25 protein-coding genes and 3 tRNA genes are annotated in these 22,278 nt (G+C 43.4%); 6 read left to right on the top strand and 22 right to left on the bottom strand.

Going from position 1 to position 22,278, the window contains the following annotated elements:
- Positions 1 to 44 precede the first annotated feature (44 nt).
- From J2T50_RS06470 to J2T50_RS06455, 4 genes are all read right to left on the bottom strand, one after another.
- Positions 45 to 1,082, bottom strand: coding sequence for an AAA family ATPase (locus J2T50_RS06470; RefSeq protein WP_253364895.1), 1,038 nt, complete (start codon positions 1,080 to 1,082; stop codon positions 45 to 47).
- Positions 1,083 to 1,183: 101 nt separating this feature from the next.
- A complete protein-coding gene (locus tag J2T50_RS06465; protein ID WP_253364894.1) occupies positions 1,184 to 1,696 on the bottom strand; it encodes a GNAT family N-acetyltransferase in 513 nt (170 codons plus the stop codon).
- Positions 1,697 to 4,147 carry an ATP-dependent Clp protease ATP-binding subunit gene (locus tag J2T50_RS06460; RefSeq protein ID WP_253364893.1) on the bottom strand — a complete coding sequence of 817 codons (2,451 nt, stop codon included), beginning with the start codon at positions 4,145 to 4,147 and terminating at the stop codon, positions 1,697 to 1,699.
- A 1-nt stretch (position 4,148) separates the two neighbouring features.
- Complete coding sequence (locus J2T50_RS06455) at positions 4,149 to 4,607, bottom strand: CtsR family transcriptional regulator (RefSeq protein WP_253364891.1); 459 nt, start codon at positions 4,605 to 4,607, stop codon at positions 4,149 to 4,151.
- Positions 4,608 to 4,750: 143 nt separating this feature from the next.
- Here J2T50_RS06455 and J2T50_RS06450 point away from each other — a divergent pair, with 143 nt between their 5' ends.
- Positions 4,751 to 5,110, top strand: a complete 360-nt coding sequence (locus J2T50_RS06450) for a DUF6568 family protein (RefSeq protein WP_253364889.1) — start codon at positions 4,751 to 4,753, stop codon at positions 5,108 to 5,110.
- Positions 5,111 to 5,146: 36 nt separating this feature from the next.
- Here the strand turns inward: J2T50_RS06450 and J2T50_RS06445 are convergent, their stop codons facing one another.
- The 3 genes from J2T50_RS06445 to rpsB form a co-directional block, all read right to left on the bottom strand.
- On the bottom strand, positions 5,147 to 6,289 hold the full coding sequence (locus J2T50_RS06445; RefSeq protein WP_253365004.1) for an MFS transporter: 1,143 nt from the start codon (positions 6,287 to 6,289) through the stop codon (positions 5,147 to 5,149).
- Positions 6,290 to 6,364: 75 nt separating this feature from the next.
- Positions 6,365 to 7,405, bottom strand: a complete 1,041-nt coding sequence (gene tsf / locus J2T50_RS06440; RefSeq protein ID WP_253364887.1) for a translation elongation factor Ts — start codon at positions 7,403 to 7,405, stop codon at positions 6,365 to 6,367.
- 113 nt (positions 7,406 to 7,518) lie between these two features.
- Positions 7,519 to 8,295, bottom strand: coding sequence for a 30S ribosomal protein S2 (rpsB, locus tag J2T50_RS06435; protein WP_253364885.1), 777 nt, complete (start codon positions 8,293 to 8,295; stop codon positions 7,519 to 7,521).
- A 247-nt stretch (positions 8,296 to 8,542) separates the two neighbouring features.
- Between rpsB and J2T50_RS06430 the strand changes: the two genes are divergently transcribed.
- Positions 8,543 to 8,613: transfer RNA gene (locus J2T50_RS06430), tRNA-Cys, on the top strand.
- Positions 8,614 to 8,715: 102 nt separating this feature from the next.
- On the opposite strand, the gene nusG is transcribed toward J2T50_RS06430, so the two are convergent.
- The 4 genes from nusG to pbp2a all read right to left on the bottom strand — a co-directional run bounded on the left by nusG (position 8,716) and on the right by pbp2a (position 11,934).
- Positions 8,716 to 9,255 (bottom strand): transcription termination/antitermination protein NusG, encoded by a 540-nt coding sequence (gene nusG / locus J2T50_RS06425; RefSeq protein WP_253364883.1) that lies wholly within the window; start codon positions 9,253 to 9,255, stop codon positions 8,716 to 8,718.
- 111 nt (positions 9,256 to 9,366) lie between these two features.
- Entirely contained in the window at positions 9,367 to 9,543 is a 177-nt protein-coding gene (secE, locus tag J2T50_RS06420) for a preprotein translocase subunit SecE (protein ID WP_253364881.1), read from the bottom strand.
- 9 nt (positions 9,544 to 9,552) lie between these two features.
- A complete protein-coding gene (gene rpmG, locus J2T50_RS06415) occupies positions 9,553 to 9,705 on the bottom strand; it encodes a 50S ribosomal protein L33 (protein WP_253364879.1) in 153 nt (50 codons plus the stop codon).
- A 48-nt stretch (positions 9,706 to 9,753) separates the two neighbouring features.
- Positions 9,754 to 11,934: a penicillin-binding protein PBP2A gene (pbp2a, locus tag J2T50_RS06410; protein WP_253364877.1), complete on the bottom strand. Its 2,181-nt coding sequence runs from the start codon at positions 11,932 to 11,934 to the stop codon at positions 9,754 to 9,756.
- Positions 11,935 to 12,086: 152 nt separating this feature from the next.
- On the opposite strand from pbp2a, the gene J2T50_RS06405 reads away from it, so the two are divergent.
- Positions 12,087 to 13,055 (top strand): NAD(P)/FAD-dependent oxidoreductase, encoded by a 969-nt coding sequence (locus tag J2T50_RS06405; protein WP_253364874.1) that lies wholly within the window; start codon positions 12,087 to 12,089, stop codon positions 13,053 to 13,055.
- 1 nt (position 13,056) lies between these two features.
- Complete coding sequence (locus tag J2T50_RS06400; protein ID WP_253364872.1) at positions 13,057 to 13,920, top strand: RluA family pseudouridine synthase; 864 nt, start codon at positions 13,057 to 13,059, stop codon at positions 13,918 to 13,920.
- Between the two features lie 27 nt (positions 13,921 to 13,947).
- Here J2T50_RS06400 and purR read toward each other — a convergent pair whose 3' ends face one another.
- The 6 genes from purR to rsgA form a co-directional block, all read right to left on the bottom strand.
- Positions 13,948 to 14,769 carry a pur operon repressor gene (gene purR, locus J2T50_RS06395; RefSeq protein WP_253364869.1) on the bottom strand — a complete coding sequence of 274 codons (822 nt, stop codon included), beginning with the start codon at positions 14,767 to 14,769 and terminating at the stop codon, positions 13,948 to 13,950.
- A gap of 93 nt (positions 14,770 to 14,862) precedes the next feature.
- Entirely contained in the window at positions 14,863 to 15,804 is a 942-nt protein-coding gene (locus tag J2T50_RS06390; protein WP_253365002.1) for a 3'-5' exoribonuclease YhaM family protein, read from the bottom strand.
- A complete protein-coding gene (locus J2T50_RS06385) occupies positions 15,794 to 17,032 on the bottom strand; it encodes a DNA recombination protein RmuC (RefSeq protein ID WP_253364868.1) in 1,239 nt (412 codons plus the stop codon). The genes J2T50_RS06390 and J2T50_RS06385 overlap by 11 nt, the downstream gene beginning before the upstream one ends.
- A gap of 1 nt (position 17,033) precedes the next feature.
- Positions 17,034 to 17,666, bottom strand: coding sequence for a thiamine diphosphokinase (locus J2T50_RS06380; RefSeq protein ID WP_253364866.1), 633 nt, complete (start codon positions 17,664 to 17,666; stop codon positions 17,034 to 17,036).
- Positions 17,659 to 18,318: a ribulose-phosphate 3-epimerase gene (gene rpe / locus J2T50_RS06375; protein ID WP_253364864.1), complete on the bottom strand. Its 660-nt coding sequence runs from the start codon at positions 18,316 to 18,318 to the stop codon at positions 17,659 to 17,661. The genes J2T50_RS06380 and rpe overlap by 8 nt, the downstream gene beginning before the upstream one ends.
- A 14-nt stretch (positions 18,319 to 18,332) precedes the next feature.
- The gene (gene rsgA / locus J2T50_RS06370) at positions 18,333 to 19,205 is read right to left on the bottom strand and encodes a ribosome small subunit-dependent GTPase A (protein WP_253364862.1); all 873 of its coding nucleotides are present in this window, start codon (positions 19,203 to 19,205) and stop codon (positions 18,333 to 18,335) included.
- A 116-nt stretch (positions 19,206 to 19,321) separates the two neighbouring features.
- On the opposite strand from rsgA, the gene J2T50_RS06365 reads away from it, so the two are divergent.
- Both J2T50_RS06365 and J2T50_RS06360 read left to right on the top strand, forming a co-directional pair.
- A tRNA-Leu gene (locus J2T50_RS06365) sits at positions 19,322 to 19,404 on the top strand.
- A gap of 90 nt (positions 19,405 to 19,494) precedes the next feature.
- Positions 19,495 to 19,583: transfer RNA gene (locus J2T50_RS06360), tRNA-Ser, on the top strand.
- A gap of 38 nt (positions 19,584 to 19,621) precedes the next feature.
- Here J2T50_RS06360 and J2T50_RS06355 read toward each other — a convergent pair.
- The 5 genes from J2T50_RS06355 to J2T50_RS06335 form a co-directional block, all read right to left on the bottom strand.
- Positions 19,622 to 20,464, bottom strand: a complete 843-nt coding sequence (locus J2T50_RS06355; RefSeq protein WP_253364860.1) for a methyltransferase domain-containing protein — start codon at positions 20,462 to 20,464, stop codon at positions 19,622 to 19,624.
- A 1-nt stretch (position 20,465) separates the two neighbouring features.
- Positions 20,466 to 21,338, bottom strand: coding sequence for a 16S rRNA (adenine(1518)-N(6)/adenine(1519)-N(6))-dimethyltransferase RsmA (rsmA, locus tag J2T50_RS06350; protein WP_253364857.1), 873 nt, complete (start codon positions 21,336 to 21,338; stop codon positions 20,466 to 20,468).
- On the bottom strand, positions 21,339 to 21,575 hold the full coding sequence (locus J2T50_RS06345; RefSeq protein ID WP_253364849.1) for a hypothetical protein: 237 nt from the start codon (positions 21,573 to 21,575) through the stop codon (positions 21,339 to 21,341).
- Complete coding sequence (locus J2T50_RS06340) at positions 21,572 to 21,898, bottom strand: hypothetical protein (RefSeq protein ID WP_253364847.1); 327 nt, start codon at positions 21,896 to 21,898, stop codon at positions 21,572 to 21,574. The genes J2T50_RS06345 and J2T50_RS06340 overlap by 4 nt, the downstream gene beginning before the upstream one ends.
- A gap of 217 nt (positions 21,899 to 22,115) precedes the next feature.
- Positions 22,116 to 22,268, bottom strand: coding sequence for a hypothetical protein (locus tag J2T50_RS06335; RefSeq protein ID WP_253364845.1), 153 nt, complete (start codon positions 22,266 to 22,268; stop codon positions 22,116 to 22,118).
- Between the last annotated feature and the right edge of the window lie 10 nt (positions 22,269 to 22,278).

Genomic DNA, 22,278 nt, shown 5'->3' with positions numbered 1-22,278 from the left:
TATTATACCTCAAAAGAGTAAAAAAAGCAGGATGAACCTGCTTACTAGTCTCCTTGATAAATGGCATCAATCAACTCAATGGCTGTTTGATAATTTTCAGCATAGCTTCCATCTAAGAAATGCAGAGGCACCTGCGGATGATTGCGCATCACCAATTCTTTCAAGAGCTCAGTAAATGCTTGACGAATCGACTCATCGGCCATGGACATATCACGGAATCCATCATCCACATAAGACCCCGTTGGCAATACAAAGAGAATCAAAGCCCATTTCTCACTCTTGGCAGTATCTGCACAAAGCGAGTGAAAAGAGGTCGACGTCTTACCGATATAGTAATCGTAGTAAGCCTGAGTCACTGTCGAGTTGGTATCAGCAATAACCAGCCCTTGATTGCTATCTGAGTCAATCAGGTCTGCCGTTTGACGGTACTGCCCCGTCAAGAGATAATTGTAGTCCTTGCCTGTCAACTCATCATCGCGGACATTGTAGCGCTGCTGGTAATAGCGCGAGTACTCAAGCGACACCGGACTAGAATAATACCGCCCCAAATCACGTGCCAAAGTCGTTTTCCCATTAGAGGCCGAGCCAACAATCAAGGCATTTTTTGAGAAATGGCGTCGAAAAGGTCTCGCAATCTCATTCCAATACTTGATTGGATTTTCTCGAATCAAGGTCGCTGAAATTCCAAAATTTCGCTCTGTAAAATGTGCCTTAAAGCCACGGCTTTCGAGTTCCTCAGCATAATTTTTTTCTGAAACATAGAAATACAACTCTTCGTCATCAGCGATGTCCGTCATCGCTGTCAAAGCATTCAGCCAGGGAGTCCAGCCTTTTGGATAAGGAGGCATTCCAGTCTCATCCAGCATCAGCACCGTCACCGAAGACTCATCATTAAAGGTCTCACGGATATAGCGGAAGCGCTTCTGCAAACCCAATCCAATCTTGTGGCCACGGTCATTTCCATAACCAGAAACGATCACAATGGCACGGCTACATTCTCGCTTAGCGCGCTGAATGAGGTCAATGTGTCCCTTATGCATGGGTGCAAAAGTCCCAAAAATTACTGCAACTTGTTTTTTCATAGTCTTCCCTTTTAAACTTACTCCCTCTATTTTACAGAAATGACGCGCCTTTGCCAATTATTTGGCACATAAAAGAGACTGGACTTTCGTCCAATCTCTGCTTACAAATCCTTCAGATAGATATAATCCGTATCCACCGTGTCTCCCATCTGAAAATGATGCTCACCGACATGGCGGAATCCATGACTTTTGTAAAATGCAAGAGCAGATTGATTGTGTTCCCAGACACCTAACCAGACGGACTGGCATTCCTTTTCACGTGCTCGCTCCAAAGAAAATGCCATTAGTCGACTACCATAGCCACGACGTTTTCTATTGGCACGCACATAAATCCGCTGAATTTCCAAGGTATTGTCCGCGACATATTCTGTCTGGGCAGCTCCCGTATTGAGCTTGAGATAGCCGGCTATCCCCATCTCATCCTTCAAAAAGTACACTTCTGACTCTGGATTTTCCAACTCAGCGACCAATACATCTCTGCTATAAACATCATCCATGTAGGCTTGAATATCCTCTTCCCGATTAACCGCTCCAAATGTATCATAGTAAGTTTCTCGGCAGACTTCCTGTAAGGACACCACCTCATCTGGCCCGATTTTAATCAATTCTAACATCTAGTTCTCCACAATGTCAAACTTAAGCTGTCCAGCCTTCACACCAATCTTGAGTGTCTGACCCGACTTGACTTCCTCGCGTAGCAACATTTCTGCCAGCTGGTCTTCCACCTTGTTCTGAATCAATCTACGCAAAGGACGGGCTCCCATCTCAGGGTCGTAGCCCTCTTTAGCCAGCAATTTCAGTGCAGATGGTTGGAATTTGAGGTCAATCCCTTTCTCAGCTGTCACAGCATAAAGTGGTTTAACCATGACTTTGACAACTTCTTCCATATCCTTGTCTGACAGGCTGTGAAAAACAACTTTCTCATCAATCCGGTTGATAAATTCTGGACGATATGCTTTTTTCAATTCTTCAAAAATTCGTTTTTCCACATGGGCTTGATTGTGAGACAGATCCGTCGCCCCAAAACCAACCGTCTTATCATCTCGCAAGGCTGTCGCGCCTAGATTTGATGTCATGATAATAATGGTATTTGAAAAATCAACCTTACGTCCCTTATTGTCCGTCAAGACCCCATCATCCAAGACTTGCAAGAGGACATTGAAGATATCCGGATGCGCTTTTTCCACCTCATCAAACAAGAGAACCGCATACGGTTTATTCCGCACTTTTTCAGTCAACTCACCGCCCTCATCATATCCAACATAGCCTGGAGGCGCACCGTTAAGACGAGATGCCGCAAATTTTTCCATGTATTCTGACATGTCAAAGCGGATAAGCGAGGACTCATCATCAAAGAGCACTTCTGCCAATGCCTTGGCTAACTCGGTCTTCCCAACCCCAGTTGGCCCCAAGAACAGGAAGGAACCAATTGGGCGTTTTCCTGTACGGATACCAGATTGGTTTCGACGGATAGCACGGCTAATGGCTGAAATAGCTTTGTCTTGCCCAATCACACGTTGGTGCAGTTCTTTTTCAAGATTAAGGTATTTCCTGGCATCTGTTTTACTCAACTTCGTAACAGGAATACCTGAAAGGCGGCTCAGGGTCACTAAGACATGATCTTCTGTCACTTGAAGATTGTAATGGCTAGATGGCTGCTCATCTTCTAACTCTTTGACTAGAAGGCTTGCGACCGTCTTGTACTTACCAGCTAGTAAGGCACGGTCAGCAGCTGACATACTGGCATCTTCCACCGCTACTTTCCGACTATTTTGGACGGTGGCACTTGCTTCATCCAAGAGGTCAATCGCAGAGTCTGGAAGATTTTTCCCCGTCAAATACCGTTTGGCAAATTTTACAGCCGTTACAATGGCTTCATCTGTAATTTCCACCTTATGGTGTTTCTCATACGATTGCTTCAAGCCACGCAAAATAGCAATGCTATCTTCCACGCTCGGCTCTTCTACCGTTACTTTGGCAAATCGACGCGAGAGAGCCGCATCTTTTTCAATGTGCTTTTGGTACTCATCCTGCGTTGTCGCACCAACCATATGCAAGGTTCCACGAGATAAGGCCGGTTTTAAAATATTGGCCGCGTCCAGAGTCGAGTCAATCCCCGAACCAGACCCCATGATGGTGTGCAATTCATCGATGAACAAAATAACCTTACCATCTTCTTCAATATCATTGATGATATTGTTCATTCGCTCTTCAAAGTCCCCACGAAAACGAGTTCCAGCTACCACTGCCATCAATTCTAATTCCAGCACCCGCATACCAGCCAAGCTTGCGGGCACATCGCCACTTGCTACTCGCTGCGCCAAACCAAGCGCCAAAGCTGTTTTACCGACACCTGCTTCACCAACTAGGACAGGGTTATTTTTCGTTTTCCGAGACAAGATTTGGATCATCCGCGAAATCTCTTGGTCACGTCCGATGACAGGCTCCATCTTGCCTTCCTTAGCCAAGGCTGTCAAATCACGACTGTAATCTTCCAAACCGCCACTTTGAGCCTGGGGCATTCCCATCATTCCCGCAGCAGAATTCTGTGGACTAGGATTGCCACGAAGCAACTGGCGAATGGCCTTCAAATCATCCTTGCTGAAGCCAGCCTTGATTTCCAAATTCTTCCGCAAATCCACCAAGCGAATCTTATCGTCCGAGTCCTCCAAATGAAAACCAACTCTATCTAAAATCAGCACCGCAGCCGAACGCTTGTCCAAAAGCATGGCAAGAAAAAGATGTTCTGTCCCAAGCTGACTTGCCTTGACAACATCTGCAATCTTTTCAGCCCAGTCCAAGGTTTCCTTTGACTTCTTAGAAAGCGGCAAAATGCCTTCAAAGGCAATATGATCCTGGTAAAGGTGGTCTGTAATCACGTAGGCCGCATCTTCAAAATCACTCCCATCAATAGGGTATTCCGCCAACACTGTCCCTGCAATGGTATCTTGATTAACTACAAAGGCTAGCAAAAAATGCCATGTCTCAACAAAATCACTTCCATAGCGACGTGCAATAATCTGCGCATCTTCAAGCGCACGCTCCACTCCAATCGAATACTTCATTCTAGTCCTCTTTCCTATCAATAGCACTTAATATCTCACGCATCATTCGAGCACGAATATAGGAAGCCTCTTCTCCCAGCACCTCATTTCCAGCAGTCGCTAAGAAAAGATTTCCCTCTCTCTCTGTAATCAATCCCTCATCAAACAAGAGCTGCATCAGGTCTTGAAAGACTGCCCAAGACAGGCTAATCCCCATATTTTTTTGTAAATCGCGAATGAGCTCATGCTTATCCGAAAAAGTCACCCGACCAATCCGAATATAGCCTCCTCCACCGCGCTTACTCTCAACGATATAGCCTCGACTGGCTGTAAACCGTGTTTTAATCACATAGTTGATCTGGCTTGGTACCACCTCAAAACGACTGGCCAACTCACTTCGTTTGAGTTCTGCAACACTCGCTGTCTCTAAAATGGCCTTGATGTGTTCTTCAATATAATCCGATGTATTCTTCATGGCCAACTCTTCCTTTCCATACTGACTAACTTTGACTATTCTTTTATTATATCGAAAATAGCCCTATTTGGAAAGCAAAGACCACTTTTGCTATCCCTTACTTGAAAAATCACCGTCTTTTTCATATACTAAAACAAAAAGGAGAAATTATGTTTACACCACAAGAATTTTTAGAACAAGTCCAGCAATTTACAACTGTTACTCCTGCAGAAGCTAAAGAATTATTGCAAAAAAAGGACGGTAGCATCCTCTTTATCGGGCGTGAAACCTGCCAATATTGCCGACGTTTCTGCAAAACATTGGCTCAATTTGCAGCTGAAGACAAGCAAACCATCTACTTCCTCCACAGCCAAAGCCCTGACTATTCCGCAGCAGAAATTGCTGACCTGCGCAACCAATACCAAGTTGTGACCGTTCCAGGCTTTCTTTTTGCCACTCCAGACGGTGTCCGAGTTCGCTGCGATTCTAGCATGACCATCGATGACATCCGCACTTTTACAAGCCTATAAAAAAATAAGAAGCTGGAATAAAAATTCCAGCTTCTTTTATTTTCTTGCCAAACGGTAACAGACCAAGGCCAATACCATCATCCCAGCAGTTACAAAAAATGGAAGGACGTATACATCCAGAGCCAAGGCCGCCAAGGCTTTTGTCAATACTAAAGGTGTCAAGATAACCCCGACATTTCCAGCAGTAAGTGCCATACTAGTGATAAAATTGATTTGTTTTGGTTTATATTGTTTAGCAATCGCATTAAAGATTGCTGACATGCCACCCACAAAACTCGCGCCAATCAAGATAGAAGCAATGTAGAAGACAATCAGGTGATCGCCGAAAGTAAACAGCAGATTTCCCACACCCATCGCTACCAACATAACTGGCAAAGTTGCTTCCTGCAAAGCTTTGGCCAATTTCCCGAAGAAAACTCCCAAGATAATTCCTGAAAATGCCAACACGGTCAACATCTGACTTGAGGCTAATTCACTGTAGCCATAGCAAGTCACAAGAAGGCTCGGAATCTTCACTGTCGCGCCAATATAGGCAAGCCCAATAAAGAAAGTTATCAACATCCAGAGGATTACTCCCTTATCAAATACGACTGACTTTTCCACACTTTCCCCTGCAGAAGGAATTTCATCCACAAGTTTGTGGAAAACAAACAAGACTGGCAGAGCCAATAGATAAACCAAGAAAATATAGCGCACTCCGACCAACAAGGCCAAGCCAACTAAAAAGGTCGTAACCGTTTTGCCCACATTCAACACAGCTGTACGTAGGCCAATCATGCTCGCCCGTTTTTCCCCATCAAAATAGTCACTAATCAAGCTGATTGACAGAGAATTGTAGAGACCAATCCCTACTCCCAACAAGAGACGACTAATGAGGACCAACTGAAATTGCTGGCTCGAAAAGGATAGAATTCCCGAAAGCAAGATTAAGACGAGACCCAGTTCTACTGTATTTTTCTTGCCTAATTTCGTCACAATCAAGTTGCTCAAAATCACCACAATCGTGATGGTCATCGCTGGAATCGTCACCAATGTTTCCACAGAAGCTAGACTAATTTGGGGATTACTAGCATGATAAAAAGTATAAAGCTTTGGAGTAGCCGGCGCAATCACCAAATGCGACATCAAAAAGAAAGAGATAGAGAGCAAGGCTGCACTCAAATAATTTTGTTTTTTCATCATTCCTCATCATTCCTAAACAATAGAAAAGGCTGACGACTTGCGTCAGCCTTTTCCTGCATAAATGTAAATTTCTTATTTACCAAGAGCTGCCGCCATTGTAGCTGCAACTTCTGCTTCAAAGTCATTTGAAGCTTTTTCAATACCATCACCAACTTCGAAACGAGCGAATGTTACGGCTTTAGCATTTACTGACTCAAGGTAAGCTTCAACTGTCTTGCTGTCATCCATGATGTACACTTGTGCAAGAAGTGTGTAAGCTTGGTCAACTTTAGTGTTGTCAAGCATGAAGCGGTCCATTTTACCTGGAAGGATTTTGTCCCAGATTTTTTCTGGTTTGCCTTCAGCAGCCAATTCAGCTTTGATAGCTTCTTCAGCAGCAGCAATTACTTCGTCAGACAATTGAGCTTTTGAACCGTATTGAAGGTGTGGAAGAGCTGGTTTATCAACCATTGCACGGCTTTCGTTATCTTGATCGATGACGTGGTTCAATTGAGCCAATTCGTCTTTCACAAATTGTGGGTCCAATTCAGTGTATGAAAGAACTTGTGGTTTCATGGCTGCAACGTGCATTGAAACTTGTTTAGCAAGCGCATCGTCGCCACCTTCGATAACAGTGATAACACCGATACGACCACCGTTGTGTTGGTAAGCACCGAAGTGTTGCTCATCCGTTTTTTCAACCAATGCAAAACGACGGAATGAGATTTTTTCTCCGATTGTAGCAGTTGCTGATACAAATGCTTGTTCCAATGTTTCACCTGAAGGCATTGTCAAAGCAAGTGCTTCTTCGTTGTTAGCAGGTTTGCCTTCTGCGATAACTTTAGCTGTTTCGTTTACCAAAGTAACGAATTGGTCGTTTTTCGCAACAAAGTCAGTTTCTGCATTCACTTCGATAACTGCTGCAACGTTACCGTTAACGTAAACACCTGTCAAACCTTCAGCAGCAACGCGGTCTGCTTTTTTAGCAGCCTTAGCCATACCTTTTTCACGAAGTAATTCGATTGCTTTTTCGATATCACCGTCAGTTTCTACCAATGCTTTTTTAGCGTCCATAACGCCAGCACCTGATTTTTCACGCAATTCTTTAACAAGTTTAGCTGTGATTTCTGCCATGTCTATTCTCCTATTATTTTTTATTGATGAATAATAAAACGAGACAGAGCGGTCTGCATCTGCCCCGTTTTAATGTTTATTTACTTATGTTGAACTGTACTCAAACGTACTGATTATTTACCTTCAACAACTTCAACCAATTCTTCGATTGATTCAGTTGATGCTGGTTCAGCAGCCAATTCAGCTTCTACTGCTGCAACGCTGTCTTCACCTTGGTTACCTTCGATGATAGCGTCAGCCATTTTAGCTGTGATCAATTTAACAGCGCGGATAGCGTCGTCGTTTGCTGGGATGATTACATCAATATCATCTGGGTCAGTGTTTGTATCGACCATCGCTACAACTGGGATACCCAATTTTTTAGCTTCTTTAACAGCGATTTGTTCTTTATGTGGGTCAACAACAAACATTACGTCTGGAATACGTGGCATATCTGCGATACCGCCCAAGAATTTTTCAAGACGAGCGCGTTGTTTGTTAAGAAGTGCAACTTCTTTCTTAGGAAGAACTTCAAAAGTTCCTTCTTCTTCCATACGGTTGATTTCTTTCAAACGAGCGATACGTTTTTGGATTGTACCCCAGTTTGTAAGAGTTCCACCCAACCAACGGTGGTTGATGAAGTATTGACCAGCACGGATAGCTTCGTCTTTAACTGCTTCTGCAGCTTGTTTTTTAGTACCAACGAACAAGATAACAGCGTCGTTTGCTGCTGCATCACGAACGAATTCGTAAGCTTGGTCAGCCAATTTTACAGTTTGTTGCAAGTCGATAACGTGGATACCGTTACGTTCTGTGAAGATGTATTTAGCCATCTTAGGGTTCCAGCGACGAGTCTGGTGACCGAAGTGTACACCAGCCTCAAGAAGTTGTTTCATTGAAATTACTGCCATGAGTATTTCTCCTTTTGTTTTTTCTCCTCTCCCAAACGTCAGCTTGCAGAGCAACCACAAGGGCAACAGCCCCACAATGGATTCAGGATGAGTATTTGTTGCATACACAACCTCATCAGTATAACAGATTTTGCTCCATTTATCAAGTGAAATCAACCATTTTCAGCCCAAATACCAATATTTTCATTCGCTAGCAATTTTTCCACTTGACCAAAAATCTATTTTACGGTAGAATAGTTTCTGTTATGGCGGTATAGCCAAGTGGTAAGGCACGGCTCTGCAAAAGCTTGATCGTCGGTTCAAATCCGTCTACCGCCTTTATGTGTCTAAAGAAAAGTTCGATGTTTCGGGCTTTTTTGTTTTATCGGCAAGTATACTGCACTCCACATTCAAAAAACCAGTCCAAAGGACTGGTTTTTCTTACAATTCTGCGATTTGGTTTAGGCTAACTTCTGCTACAGTATCGTTACCAAACATAGAGATAATCATTTTCACCTTGTTGTTATCAATCTCAGAAATCTTGCCTTCATATCCAGAAAAGGCTCCGTCGATGATACGAACAGTATCACCAACTTGTACCTTAATATCAAATTCCTGAACAGTTTGTCCCATTGATACGAGGATTTGACGGATTTCTTCTTCCAAAAGCGGAGTTGGTTTTGAACGGTTTCCGTGTGACCCAACGAAACCTGTAACGTTTGGTGTGTTACGTACAACAAACCAAGCTTCGTCTGTCATGACCATCTCAACCAAGACATAACCTGGGAAACGGTTTTCTTCTACTTCTTTTTTCTCGCCATTTTTCTCAACTTGGACAGTCTGAGTGGGAATTTCTACGCGCAAGATATTGTCCAACATGTCATAAGTGTGGGCACGTTGAAGAAGGTTCTCCTTGACTTTATTTTCATAACCAGAGTAAGTTTGAAGGACAAACCAGCCCTTATCAAAAGAATCTAACATAATTTGCTTCCTTTCGTTTTTAGGAATTTTTTAATTTTTTCATAAGAAAAAAGCCCGAAGGCTTTCGCTGTCTTCATTATATCATGGCAAGAATGCCCACGCAAGTATTTACTAGAAAAGATTAAGCATGGCAATCAAACCTTTTGACAATACTAAGTCAAAAAGGTAGATGATGATCACAAAGAAAGCTGAGTATTGCAAAACAGAAACAAAGTCTGTCCATCCTTGCTTTTTCGTCGGCCAAGTCGTGTCTTTAAGAATTTGAATCGTATCTTTCAAAAATTTCACGTCATTCTCCTATCTGGTTTCTTTGTGGACCGTATACTGACCACAATGTTTACAATATTTATTTACTTCTAATCGTGTTGGTTTTGGAGTGCTAGAAAGCTTAATTGAGTAGTTTCTAGAACCGCAAATGGTACACGCTAGGCTTGCTTTTTTTAATGCCATAGAGCCCTCCATCCCAACTATTTTACCATTTTTTTATCCATTTGACAACTAGTTAAACCAAGAGGTTACTGTATCCCAGAGTGTTTTTGCACGTCCTGGCAGATTAGCATCCTCTAATCCCTTTTTGGTTTGCTCTAACAGATTTTTTGCCTTATCTGAAATATCTTTGATATTGGCATCAATATCTACCTTGCTCTTGTGGCCTGTATCTGGTGTCGTCGCTACAATTCCGTTAGCAACATAGGCATTTTCTACATTAAAGCTAGTTCCAGCCGTATTTGGCAAGATTGCACCCGCCACCGTCTGAAAGACGACTGGCGCCATCCACGAATTGCTGCCGTCAATATAATGGTGCTCATCTGTTTTTTCAAAACCGACCCACTGGGTCATGACCAAATCAGGTGTGTAGGCGATAATCCATTGGTCATTAATCAAGTCTGCATTGAAACTGGTCTCCGTTGTCCCTGTTTTCCCAGCAAGATTGTAGCCATAAACATCTGCATTGGCACCTGTACCATTTGTGTAAGTCCCTAGCATCATCGAAGTCATCTTGTCCGCGACGGATTTGTCAATCACGCGCTTGCTGGTTGATTTGTGCTGTGCCAACACTTGTCCACTTGCTGATTCAATTTTTGTAATCAGATGGGCATCTTTCATCACGCCACCATTTGCAAAGGTTGAATAAGCCTGAGCCATCTGCAATGGATTCGTTGAAACACCGCTACCGATTGAAACTCCTAGAACACGGTCAACCTTGTCCATATTGAGACCAAACTTACTACCGTACTCAAAGGCTGTATCTACTCCCAGTTGATGGACAATCGAAGCTGCTGGAAGGTTGTAGGACAGGGCTAGGGCTTGGTACATGGGGATGGTTTCCGATGTGTTGTAATCGTAGTTGTGGAGGGTGTAATTGCCATAGGTCTCCGTATGATTATCCAGAGCCTTATCAATGGCCCATCCAGCAGAAACGGCTGGTGCATAGGCTACTAATGGCTTAATGGTCGATCCTGGACTACGTGCAGATTGGGTTACAAAGTTAAAACTACGAAAGGTTGCATTTTCAGAACTATTGACACGGCCAACCAGAGCACGAACACCGCCAGTTTTAGGATCCAAAGCAACATGAGCTGACTCTGCAATTTCTCCATCATGAGGTGACGCTGGGAACATACTTTCATCATTGTAAATCAACTGCACGCTGGCTTGAGAATTTTGGTCCATCTCTGTGTAAATGCGGTAGCCGTTGTTAATGATATCACTTTCTTTGAAGCCGTATTTTTCAATAGCTTCTGCCACCACCGCATCAAAATAAGATGGGTAGTTGTAGTCGTCCTGCTTGCCTGTATAGGCATCATGGAGCTGACTAGACAAGTCTACGGCTTTTTCTGCCTTCAAGGTTGCATCATCGATATAACCTGCTTCCTTCATCACGCCCAGCACCGTATTGCGGCGATTGGTTGCATTTTCAAGCGAATAATAGGGATTGTAAATCTCCGGACCTTTTAGCATCCCCGCGATAACAGCTGATTGTTCGATGGATAAATCTGCAGCGCTGATGCCAAAGTATTTCTTACTGGCATCTTCTACACCCCAGACACCATTCCCAAAATAAGCGTTGTTGAGATACATGGTGAGGATTTCATTTTTACTGTACTTTTTATTGATTTCCAGCGCTAAAAAATATTCCTTGGCCTTACGGCTCACTGTTTGTTCTTGGGTTAGGAAGGCATTTTTTGCCAACTGCTGGGTAATGGTCGACCCACCACCTGAGCGCCCCAAAGTCACAAGAGCCAACAGAGTCCGCTTGTAGTTAATTCCCGAATTTTTATAAAAAGTGCGGTCTTCTGTAGCAATGACGGCATGTTCCAGATTATCTGAAATGGCATCTAGCTCCACATAGGTCCCCTTTTGACCCGAAAGCGTACCAGCCTCTTTTCCATCTTTATCATAAATGACCGTACGCGCCTTCAGCGCAGCCTGCAAATCTCCCACATTCGCAGTTTTTGCCAAGTAGAATAAATAACCCCCAACAGTCAAGACCACAACTCCGATGACAATCAAAAAAATCTTAGTCAGTTGATAGCGACGCCAAAAACGACGAATAGGTTCTGGAATCTTTGACTTTTTCTTTGGGTGATCAGCTAGCTCTCCGCGACGGCTGCGGCGACTGAGTCGCTCGCCTTCTTGCGAAAATTCATCATCATATAGATTTCTATCTTCTTGCATGACATTCCTCTTTCTTATCTATTTAGTTCATTATACTACATTCTATTCTTTCTTAGGAAAATTTACTGGGCTCGGTGTTCCAGCGGATTTTCCCAAGTCAATCCCCTAGAATTATGATAAAATGGATGTATTCTGTTTTGAAAGGGAACATTATGTCTGAAACTTTTGATATTACGATTATTGGCGGCGGTCCTGTCGGACTTTTTGCCGCTTTCTACGCTCATTTACGTCAAGCCAAGGTCAAAATCATTGATTCCTTGCCACAATTAGGCGGGCAACCTGCCATCCTCTATCCTGAAAAAGTGATTTTGGATATCCCTGCCTATCACCGCATCACTGGTCAAGAATTGACCGAACGCCTCTTGGAACAACTGGAAAGCTTTGACACAACTATCTGCCTCAATGAAACTGTAACAGCTATTCATCACGGCGAAACTATCACTCTTGATACAAGCAAAGGTAGCCACCAAACCAAAACCGTTATCGTTGCAATGGGTGGAGGAGCTTTCAAACCACGTCCGCTTGAAATTGAACATGCTGACCAATTTGAAAATGTCCGCTACCACGTTTCTAATCTGCAGCAGTATTCCGACCAAGACTTAGTCATTTTAGGCGGTGGAGACTCTGCTGTGGACTGGTCTTTGGCCTTCGAACCAATCGCCAATAAAACGAGCATCGTTCATCGTCGCGATAATTTCCGAGCTTTAGAGCATAGTGTAGAAGCCCTTAAGCAATCCAGCGTTGACATCTATACACCATTTACTCCCAAAGCCCTTATCGGCGAGGGAAAACGAGCTACTCATATTGAGTTTAACAAAGGAAAAAGTGATGAAACACTCACTTTGCCTTTTGACCAACTCTTTGTCAACTACGGCTTCAAGTCCTCCGTCGGTACCCTCAAAGAATGGGGCCTGGACTTGCAACGCAATCGCATTATTGTCAATAGCAAACAAGAAGCCTCTCTTCCAGGTATCTATGCAATTGGAGATTGCTGTTTCTACGAAGGAAAAGTTGACCTCATCGCAACTGGCTTAGGTGAAGCTCCTACAGCCGTTAACAACGCGATGAACTTTATCAACCCCGCAGAAAAAATCCAACCAAAACACTCTACGAGCTTGTAATATGAAATACACCATCCTCATCCCACCAGCTTTTCCACAAGCAACGGTCAAGGAAGTCTTAGAAGACTACTTTCTCATTCCACGGAAAATCCGTCACTTTTTGCGCACAAAAAAACACGTCCGTGTCAACGGGCAGCCCATCAATTGGCAAAGTAGGATTTCAGCTGGTGACCTTTTGGAACTGACCTTTGACGAAGAAGACTATCCTGAAAAATCTATCCCTTTCGGCGACGCTGACTTAGTGGATTGCCTTTATCAGGACCAACACCTTATTATCGTCAATAAACCCGAGGGCATGAAAACTCATGGCAATGAACCAACGGAAATTGCCCTACTCAACCACGTTTCCGCCTTTGTCGGCCAGACTTGTTATGTGGTTCATCGGCTCGATATGGAAACAAGCGGCGCTGTTCTTTTCGCAAAAAATCCATTTATCCTTCCCATTCTCAACCGCCTCTTGGAAGACAAAAAAATAAGCCGACAGTATCTGGCTCTCTGCCAAGGAAGTTTTGAATCCGAAAAAGTGACTTATCGCGATAAGATTGGGCGCCATCGCCACGATAGGAGAAAACGAGTGGTTGACCCGCGCCAAGGACAAAGGGCAACAACCCACGTCCAAGTACTAGAAAAAATTGGACGCAACAGCCTTGTCCAATGCAGACTCGAAACCGGTCGAACACATCAAATCCGCGTCCATCTTTCTCACCACGGACACCCCATCATTGGCGACCCACTCTATCATCCACAAAATGGAAGTCGACTGATGCTTCACGCTCAAAAACTAAGCTTGGTGCACCCATTGACGCTAGAAACCATTTCCGTCACCGCACATTCAGATAGTTTTGAGAAAAATCTAAAGAAATAAAAAAGACGAACCGCTTGGTTCGTCTTTTTATTTCATATCATCAAAGATATTTCCCAACTCAACACTGACTTTATTTTCTTTCACGTTGATGTCCGTTACTGCCAGCAAGGATTTGTAATTGGCAACATTACGGTCACCGTTTTGATTTTCAGCAAAAACAGCAACTCCGGCTAGACTACTATCAAATTCTTTCAAAAGGCTGATCATCCCGTTGATGGTACCCCCATTTTTCAAGAAGTCATCGACAATCAATACACGGCTTCCAGCTGGTAAACTCCGTTTTGACAAGAACATTTTTTCAATGCGGTCGCTGGAACCTGACACGTAATTGACAGAAACGGTTGAGCCTTCTGTGATTTTCAAGTCACGACGCACAATGACAAATGGTACATTGAGGACATTGGCTACAGCATTTGCCAAAGGAACTCCTTTTGTCGCTACGGTCATAACAGCGTCAATCTGCTGGTCCTTAAAGCTTTCTGCAATGATGCGACCAATATTTTTCAAGGTAATAGGCGTAGACAAAAAGTCTGAAGAATAGATGTAACCGCCAGGCAAGATACGGCTACTTTCAGCCATACGATTACGCAGCCCCTCTGCAATCTCAAGCGCCTCTTCCTTAGACATAGACGGTGTGAAAACCACGCCACCGCTAGCACCTGTGATGGTTTCAATATTCCCAATCGAGCTTTCTTCAAAAGCTTTTTTGATGATGGCAATATCTTCTGAAATGGAAGACTTAGCAGACTCGTACTTGTCAGCAAAAAGATTCAAACTGGTCAACTGGTAAGGGTGGTTGATGAGGTAATTTGAAATTACAACCATCCGTTCACTTCTTCTTAATTTCATAAAACTTCCTTTTTGTTTTTTCCAATTATTATACCATAAAAAAGAAAAAAGGCGAACTTTTTATTTAAAAAAATCATCCTTTTTCGTTGTTTTTTAATCAATATTCGGTTTATAGAAGGTACGATTGTCCATTGCGAAGATACGATTGGTCATTTCACCCGGTCCCACCTTGTCCAGAGCTGTCATCATCATCATCATTTCCGCATCGATATTGTCAATCATGTGAATAATCTCCGCTTCCATGATTTGTGGGCGAACAGGGCTACCGTATTCGAGTAAGCCATGGTGGCTGAGGATGACATGGCGCAAGACAGTTACATCCTCCTTGGCATCGTCAATTTTGAGCTCTATCAACACCTTGGTAATCTCTTCGTCAATCAGAGAAATATGTCCAATTAGATTGCCTCGAACGGTATAGCCAGTATTGTCTGGACCCGTTAGCTCGATGACCTTGGCCAAGTCATGCAGCATGATTCCTGCAAAAAGAAGGCTCTTATTAAGCTGTGGATAGACATCCCCAATCTTATCCGCTAAGCGAACCATGGTTGCCGTATGGAAAGACAAGCCTGAATAAAAGGCATGGTGGTTTGTCTTAGCCGCAGGATAAGAATAAAACTCCTTGTCGTATTTGCTGTATAGGGCACGCACAATTCGTTGCCAAACAGCATTTTCAATACGGAAAATGGTTTGACTGAGGTATTCACGCGTATCTTGGACATCCACTGGTGGTTTCTCCTTAAAATCAGCTGGGTCACTTGGCTCACCATTTTTCGGCAAACGTAGCGTGATTTGATTGACCTGAGGCATATTGTTGTAGACCTCGCGGCGCCCTTGCATATGAACGACTGCTCCAGCCACAAAATCTTTTATTTTTCCCGGTTGTGCATCCCAGATATTTCCGGAAATTTCACCCGTATCATCTTGGAATGTTAGAGCTAGAAAGTCTTTCCCAGCTCTGGTTTGTCGCAATTCAGCCGACTTAATCAGGTAGAATCCTTCAAAGAATTCGTCCTTTTTCATTTGGTTAATTTTCATCTTCATTCTCACTTATTTCTGGAATATTGAGCAGAGAGCGGGTCGTCTCATCCTCGTATAATTCGATATTTCGAAGCGTCCGTTCAATGGCATTGGTGCGACGTGTCAGCAGTTCATCTAGATTGCTGCTAGCATTGTTGAGGTGCTTTTGAGCCTTAACCAAAATCCCACCAAACTTGCCAAATTCAGTTTTGACATTGCCCAAGACCTTACTGATATCATCTGCCGAGCGCTGAATATTGAGCGTTTTGAAGCCGACAGACAAGGAGTTAAGCAAGGCAGACAAGGTCGATGGCCCCGCCACAACAATTTGCTCACTACGACGCAAGTCGTCGAAAAATTCAGGATTGCGTACAACTTCCGAGTAGAGCCCTTCCGTCGGTAAAAAGAGAATCCCAAAATTAGTCGTCTCAGGCGGATTGAGGTACTTGGTCTTGATGTCATTGGCAAAACGTTTGACGCTGGCCAAGAGATTTTTCCGGTGGAGCTCAATCTTTTCCTTGCTCCCCGCCTCGTAAGCATCTTCCAAGCGGTAATAATCCGCCAACGGAAACTTGGAGTCAATGGGAAGATAGACGGTTTCGTCCTGGGATTGCCCCGGAAGCTTAATAGCATACTCAACTCGTTCGCTAGAGCCCGCTACCGTAGCAAATTCGCGTTCGTACTGGCTGGGCGTTAAAATATCCTCGATAATTTGCCCCAGTTGCAACTCGCCCATAATCCCACGCGTCTTGGTATTGGACAAGACTTTATTTAAAGTAGTAACATCGCGCGCGACATTTTGCATCTCACCCAAGCCACGGTTGACAGACTCCAACTGCTTGGAGACTGTTTCAAAAGAGGCTTGCAAACGTGTCTGTAGAGTCTTTTCTAACTTTTCTTCCACCGTCTGACGCATTTCTTCCAAACGTTTTTCATTGGAATCTTGTAGCACCAAGAGACGGCGTTCGGTCACTTCACTATTTTGTTGCAAACTTTTCTGAATATCCTGACGAATGTCCGTTAAATGCTGAAAAAGCTCTCTGCGCAGCTCTGTCATTTCCTTATGAATGGCCTGTTCTTGCAATAATTGCTGGCGCTCCAACTGGAATGTCAGCTGATCTGACAAATGGTCAGCTGTGTCTTCTGACGCCTCTTCTAATTGATGCGGCAATTGCTTGAACTGAAGATAGAGGAAAACAAGCCCTATCAAGTTCAAGATGACAAGTAAGACGATGATTCCTTCCATACTAACTCCTGTCCTTACTATAAATGACGACAACATAGCCCGAGTCCAACTCAATCACTAAGTCCTCATCTATAAATTCGTTGCTACTGTAACATTTTTTGAAAAAATAATTGCTGGTATTAAGCGGGTATTTCGCCCCCTCGATGGTCAATCTGCTACCATCCGACGGCATAAAGGAGACGTAGGTCATTCCCTTTACTGGCTCAATCAAGTGACGTCCTTGAGGGAAAAAACGTACCAGATTGAGACTATCTTGCAGCTTAATTTGCTGCATAAATGAAGCTAGACTAGGCTCGCTAGCCAGAAAAAGATTGGACATCATGTGGTCCAGACGACCACCAAAAGCCCCCAAAACACTGACTTGGGCCTCTGGATACTGCTCAAAAACCGTCTTCAGAGCCAATTCCAAGTCCGTATCATCCTTTTCGGCTGGCGCTTGTGTCAACGATTTGGCTTCCGCCTTAATCCACTGTAACTCCTCTGCAGAAACTGAGTCAAAATCCCCAACCGCCATATCAAGTGGTAAGTTGTGCTTCAGAAGGAAAAGAGAACCTGCATCTACGCCGACAAAGACATCAAAGCCTGTCATCACCAGATCCAAGTCTCCGCCTGCAACTACCGCAACCTTAATCATTGAGCACTGCTCTCAAGGCATTCACACCCGTTTGCAAATCTCTCTTGAAAAGATAAGAACCCGCTACAAAAACATTGGCTCCAGCTTCCTTAGCTGAAGCAATAGTCTTGTCATCAATCCCACCATCCACTTCAATATCAAAGCTGAGACCTTTTTCTTGGCGCATCTGAACCAAAGCTGCAATCTTATCTGCCATCTCTGGGATATAAGCCTGACCACCAAAACCTGGATTCACAGTCATAATCAAGACTTGGTCTACCAAGTTCAAAACATGCTCAATCGCAGCCAAAGGCGTTCCCGGATTGATAACGACACCGGCTTTCATACCAGCAGCCTTAATTTTTTGTAGACTACCGTGGATATGGACCGTCGCTTCTGCATGAATGGTCATGATATCCGCCCCTGCACGCGCAAAACTGTCAATATGATTTTCTGGATTAGACACCATGAGATGACAGTCAAAAACAAGCTTGCTGTGGGGACGCATAGCGGCGACGACATCTGCACCAAAGCTAATATTTGGCACAAAATGACCATCCATAATATCAATATGAACATACTCGACACCTGTTTCTTCCAAGCGTTTGAGCTCTGTTTCAAAGTTTGCATAATCTGCTGCTAAGATGGATGGGGCGATTTTGTAATGTGACATAGATGACCAACTTTCTATGGTTTTTTAGAAACTTTCTTATAGGTTTCTCGTTTATTTTGGATTTCGCTGAGAAACTGTAGATAATTATCGTAGCGACTTTGGGCAATCTTGCCAGCTTCAACGGCTGGTTTGACAGCGCAAGACGGCTCGTGGGTATGGGTACAAGTACGGAATTTGCATGCTTGACTGCTCTCGGCGATTTCGGGGAAGCAATCCGTCAACATTTCTGCCTCTGTCACTTCGTAGTCCAAGGACGAAAAGCCTGGAGTATCAGCGATTTTCCCACCATTGACCGTATAAAAACTAACCGCACGTGTCGTATGACGACCACGACCAAGACTCTCGGAAATTTCTCCCGTTCCCAAGGCCAAATCCGGTGCTATCTTGTTGAGAAGAGTCGATTTTCCAACCCCAGTTTGCCCCATAAAGACAGTCACCTTATCGGTCAAGAGAGGCAATAACTCCTCCAACGAGTAACAAAAATCATAACCAATGGCTTGGTAATCCTTGCGAATCTGATTCATACTAGACAGGTCATCCAACAAGTCCATTTTAGAAATGTAGACAATAGGATGAATGTCCTTGTGCTCCAGTAAAACCAAGAAACGGTCCAGGAGATTAGCATTAAAATCCGGCTCCTTGGCAGACATGATGACCACTGCCTGATCAATATTGACAATGGGAGGTCGGACCAAGCTGTTTTTTCGCTCCTCAATACTGAGAATATAGCCTTCTGACTGCTCCTCCGCAGAAAACTCCACAAAGTCCCCTACGTATGGTTTCTGACCTTTTTTTCTAAAATTTCCACGTGCTCTTGTCTGATACACCTGTCCGTCTGATTCTACATAATAAAATCCGGCAAGTGCCTTGATAATTCTACCTTGCATCTTTCTCCTTTGGTCTTTTGACCACTCTAATAGCCCTATTATATCAAATTTTTAGCTAAATTTGTGTCTGGCTACTAGCCAAATCTTGTTTTTTAGCGTATAATGAAAGAGTTCCAGCGGAGGTGGTGGAACGGCAGACACGCATGCTTCAGGCGCATGTGCCCGTACGGGTGTGAGGGTTCAAATCCCTTCCTCCGCATCTTTTGCGAGCTAGGTCTTCATTATCAAAATGAAACTCACAAATCTATTTTTTCTTAATTTCATCTCTGAAATTATTTTTTTATTTTTTGGAAAGGTGGCCCAGCCTGGTACGGCACCGGACTCGAAATCCGGCAAGTGGATTTTATTCACGCGCGGGTTCAAATCCCGTCCTTTCCTTAGAAAACTACAAAAAGACGCATACTCTATTGCGTCTTTTATTTATTTTTAGCTTTTCCCACCAATACGAGCGCGCTGACGGTGATTTCTGTCACATCCGACCAATCAATCTGGCTACTGTCAACATGAAACAACAAGGGCGTCATTTCGATGAAAGCCTGACGTTCTGCAGCCGAACAAGCAGTCGTTTGCGAAACTTCTTCTTGAAAAAGGATATCAAAGGATTCCTGAAAATGGTCGATAATTTTCTGGTTTGAATATTCCTTCTGCTGGAGTTGGTCGTTGGCTTTCGCCCGTAGCTCCTTGACATGGTCTGCAGTTGGCACGACCTTTAGAATCAAGCCATCCTCTGCCAACACACGCTGAAATTCACCGTAGTTAGCTGGAGAAAAAATGTCTAAAATAAGGTCAATCTTGCCATCTTGTACGGGCAAATGAGCCAAATCCGATACAAACCATTTCCCACGGTGTGTCCTATCACTCTTGGCCGCAATCTGGACCGAATCTTTGGAAATATCAAAAGCCAAGATTTCTTTGTCTCTAACCTGCAAAAGCTGACGCGAGTAATAGCCTTCTCCACAGCCGATGTCTAATATAGTCTGCACCTGCGGATGCTGGTCTACCACCCGTTCAACAGCCTTTAAGACAGGCTCATAAAAACCCTTGTCCAAAATCAATTGACGATTTTCAAAGGATTTCTTACTGTAATGGTCATCTACCTTTTTCCCACCGTGCAGGTTCACATAGCCAAATTTTGACAGGTCATAGGTATGATTATTGGCGCACTTTAGGCTATTTTCCACTTTCTCAAGGACATTTTGACAAATAGGACAGGCAAAAAACACCGCACTATTTTCAAAACGCTGCCGCTTATCCACCATCCTACAATCCAACTTCCTTGAGAGCATCTGCTAGTGCTCCAAAATCCTCAATTGAGAGCGCTTCTCCCCGCACACTTGGTGTCAGACCTGCTTTTTCAAGTGCCACTTCCAATTGTGCCTTAACTTGGTCAGACTTGCCAAAACGATTGGTCAAGTTGTTCCATAAGGTCTTACGGCGGTGTACGAAGCTAGCTTTTGCTACATCAAATAGAAAATCTTCATCCTGCACCCTTACCAAGGGTGCTTCGCGGCGAACCATTTTCAAAATGGCCGAATCCACGTTTGGCGCGGGCACAAAGACCGTACGAGGTACGATAAAGGCAACCTTAGCCGTCATGTAGTACTGGACAGCGATGGACAAACTACCGTAGGCCTTGGTATCTGGCTCTGCTGAAATGCGGTCTGCCACCTCTTTTTGCATCATGACGACAAACTCTTGAAAAGGAATCTTGCTCTCAATCAAGTGCATCAAAATCGGCGTTGTGATGTAGTAAGGAAGGTTAGCCACCACCTTGATCGGCAGGTCTGGATTAGCAAACTCCTTGATACGGCTCTGCAAATCTGACTTGAGGATGTCTTCATTGATAACCTTGACATTGTCAAAGTCACGAAGTGTATCCGCCAAAATCGGAATAAGACGGTCGTCGATTTCAAAAGCCATAACCTCGGCAGCATTTTCTGCCAAAAACTCCGTCAAAGCACCGATACCCGGGCCAATCTCGATGACATTGACACTCTTGTCAATGGCTGCCGTGTCCACAATCTTCTGCAAAATATTGGTATCGGTCAAAAAATTCTGACCGAACGATTTCTTAAAAGTAAACCCATGGCACTCAAGCACCGCGCGGGTCACGCTATAATCTGCAATTCTCATTTAATTTCCACCTAAAATATTCCTTAACACTACCACTATCCCTACAACACCTCCAAAAATATACCATTTATATTTTTCAAAAAAACTTGGTTGAATAGACTCCCCGACATTTCCCTCTTCTCCATCCACTTCTAGAATAACAGAACCTGTTTGACTTTCAAACGATATTGACGGACTGTAGCCGTCTAGATAGCCGATAATATCTGCCCTATCAGCCAGAGAAAAATTATCCCTCAACTTAGATACTTTTTTTCAGTAAATGCTTCTTGATTTCCAAGCATCTCATCAGAAAAAACAGTATAGTCATCGTCCATCAACAAAATGTCTGTCACATCAACTCCAACATACTCGTATCCCTGACAATTTGCAAAAACGAAGGAGATAAATTGATCATAGAGAGCTAAACTTTCAGGAAAACAGCTCTCAATAAATTTTCGATTTTTCTTTGCATACCGTTTACTATCTTCAATAGGAATGCGAACTGCTAATATTTTGCGACAAATATTCCTCAATGTACTCAGAATCCTCACTAAAAATATCTCTCCAATGAGAAATCCCATGCTTTATTTCTTTCTCACTCCACAAACATTGCCAAAAAGCAGGTATCTGATAAATACTTTCTGAAAGTGTTTGGTACTTTTGCTTGTCAAATACATACAAAAGGCTACGGTTCGCCATACTTTCTCTATTCTCCCTCTAATTTTTACTATTTTTATCAAAATTATCGCCATTACTTTCCCCCATTATACCATATTTCCGAAAGGGAGTTAGACTGGATTATTCTACTGATTTTGTATCAATTTTTTGATACTTTTTCTCAACTATTTGTTTTTCAGTTGATTTTATATAATAATTTCCTAGTATTATCTTTAGTTTAACTATTCTGTATGAAAATCCCAACTCAACCAGTTTGTTCAGCCCATTTTTCATGATGATTTTC

Source organism: Streptococcus gallinaceus (assembly GCF_024170225.1).
Classification (GTDB): Bacteria; Bacillota; Bacilli; order Lactobacillales; family Streptococcaceae; genus Streptococcus; species Streptococcus gallinaceus.
The sequence above is the reverse complement of the archived record's forward strand: the minus strand, read 5'-3'. Positions and strand labels throughout refer to the sequence as shown.

Bases quoted from the DNA above. Each gene is read 5' to 3' on its own strand.
- rpe (WP_253364864.1), bottom strand. From the start codon at position 18,318: ATGTCACATTACAAAATCGCCCCATCCATCTTAGCAGCAGATTATGCA.
- J2T50_RS06400 (WP_253364872.1), top strand. From the start codon at position 13,057: ATGAAATACACCATCCTCATCCCACCAGCTTTTCCACAAGCAACGGTC.
- nusG (WP_253364883.1), bottom strand. From the start codon at position 9,255: ATGTTAGATTCTTTTGATAAGGGCTGGTTTGTCCTTCAAACTTACTCT.
- J2T50_RS06460 (WP_253364893.1), bottom strand. From the start codon at position 4,147: ATGAAGTATTCGATTGGAGTGGAGCGTGCGCTTGAAGATGCGCAGATT.
- J2T50_RS06340 (WP_253364847.1), bottom strand. From the start codon at position 21,898: ATGGGATTTCTCATTGGAGAGATATTTTTAGTGAGGATTCTGAGTACA.
- rsgA (WP_253364862.1), bottom strand. From the start codon at position 19,205: ATGCAAGGTAGAATTATCAAGGCACTTGCCGGATTTTATTATGTAGAA.
- J2T50_RS06335 (WP_253364845.1), bottom strand. From the start codon at position 22,268: ATGAAAAATGGGCTGAACAAACTGGTTGAGTTGGGATTTTCATACAGA.
- J2T50_RS06390 (WP_253365002.1), bottom strand. From the start codon at position 15,804: ATGAAAATTAACCAAATGAAAAAGGACGAATTCTTTGAAGGATTCTAC.
- J2T50_RS06380 (WP_253364866.1), bottom strand. From the start codon at position 17,666: ATGATTAAGGTTGCGGTAGTTGCAGGCGGAGACTTGGATCTGGTGATG.
- J2T50_RS06445 (WP_253365004.1), bottom strand. From the start codon at position 6,289: ATGAAAAAACAAAATTATTTGAGTGCAGCCTTGCTCTCTATCTCTTTC.
- J2T50_RS06450 (WP_253364889.1), top strand. From the start codon at position 4,751: ATGTTTACACCACAAGAATTTTTAGAACAAGTCCAGCAATTTACAACT.
- rpmG (WP_253364879.1), bottom strand. From the start codon at position 9,705: ATGGCATTAAAAAAAGCAAGCCTAGCGTGTACCATTTGCGGTTCTAGA.
- purR (WP_253364869.1), bottom strand. From the start codon at position 14,769: ATGAAATTAAGAAGAAGTGAACGGATGGTTGTAATTTCAAATTACCTC.
- J2T50_RS06465 (WP_253364894.1), bottom strand. From the start codon at position 1,696: ATGTTAGAATTGATTAAAATCGGGCCAGATGAGGTGGTGTCCTTACAG.
- rpsB (WP_253364885.1), bottom strand. From the start codon at position 8,295: ATGGCAGTAATTTCAATGAAACAACTTCTTGAGGCTGGTGTACACTTC.
- J2T50_RS06470 (WP_253364895.1), bottom strand. From the start codon at position 1,082: ATGAAAAAACAAGTTGCAGTAATTTTTGGGACTTTTGCACCCATGCAT.
- tsf (WP_253364887.1), bottom strand. From the start codon at position 7,405: ATGGCAGAAATCACAGCTAAACTTGTTAAAGAATTGCGTGAAAAATCA.
- J2T50_RS06385 (WP_253364868.1), bottom strand. From the start codon at position 17,032: ATGGAAGGAATCATCGTCTTACTTGTCATCTTGAACTTGATAGGGCTT.
- J2T50_RS06405 (WP_253364874.1), top strand. From the start codon at position 12,087: ATGTCTGAAACTTTTGATATTACGATTATTGGCGGCGGTCCTGTCGGA.
- rsmA (WP_253364857.1), bottom strand. From the start codon at position 21,338: ATGAGAATTGCAGATTATAGCGTGACCCGCGCGGTGCTTGAGTGCCAT.
- pbp2a (WP_253364877.1), bottom strand. From the start codon at position 11,934: ATGCAAGAAGATAGAAATCTATATGATGATGAATTTTCGCAAGAAGGC.
- J2T50_RS06355 (WP_253364860.1), bottom strand. From the start codon at position 20,464: ATGGTGGATAAGCGGCAGCGTTTTGAAAATAGTGCGGTGTTTTTTGCC.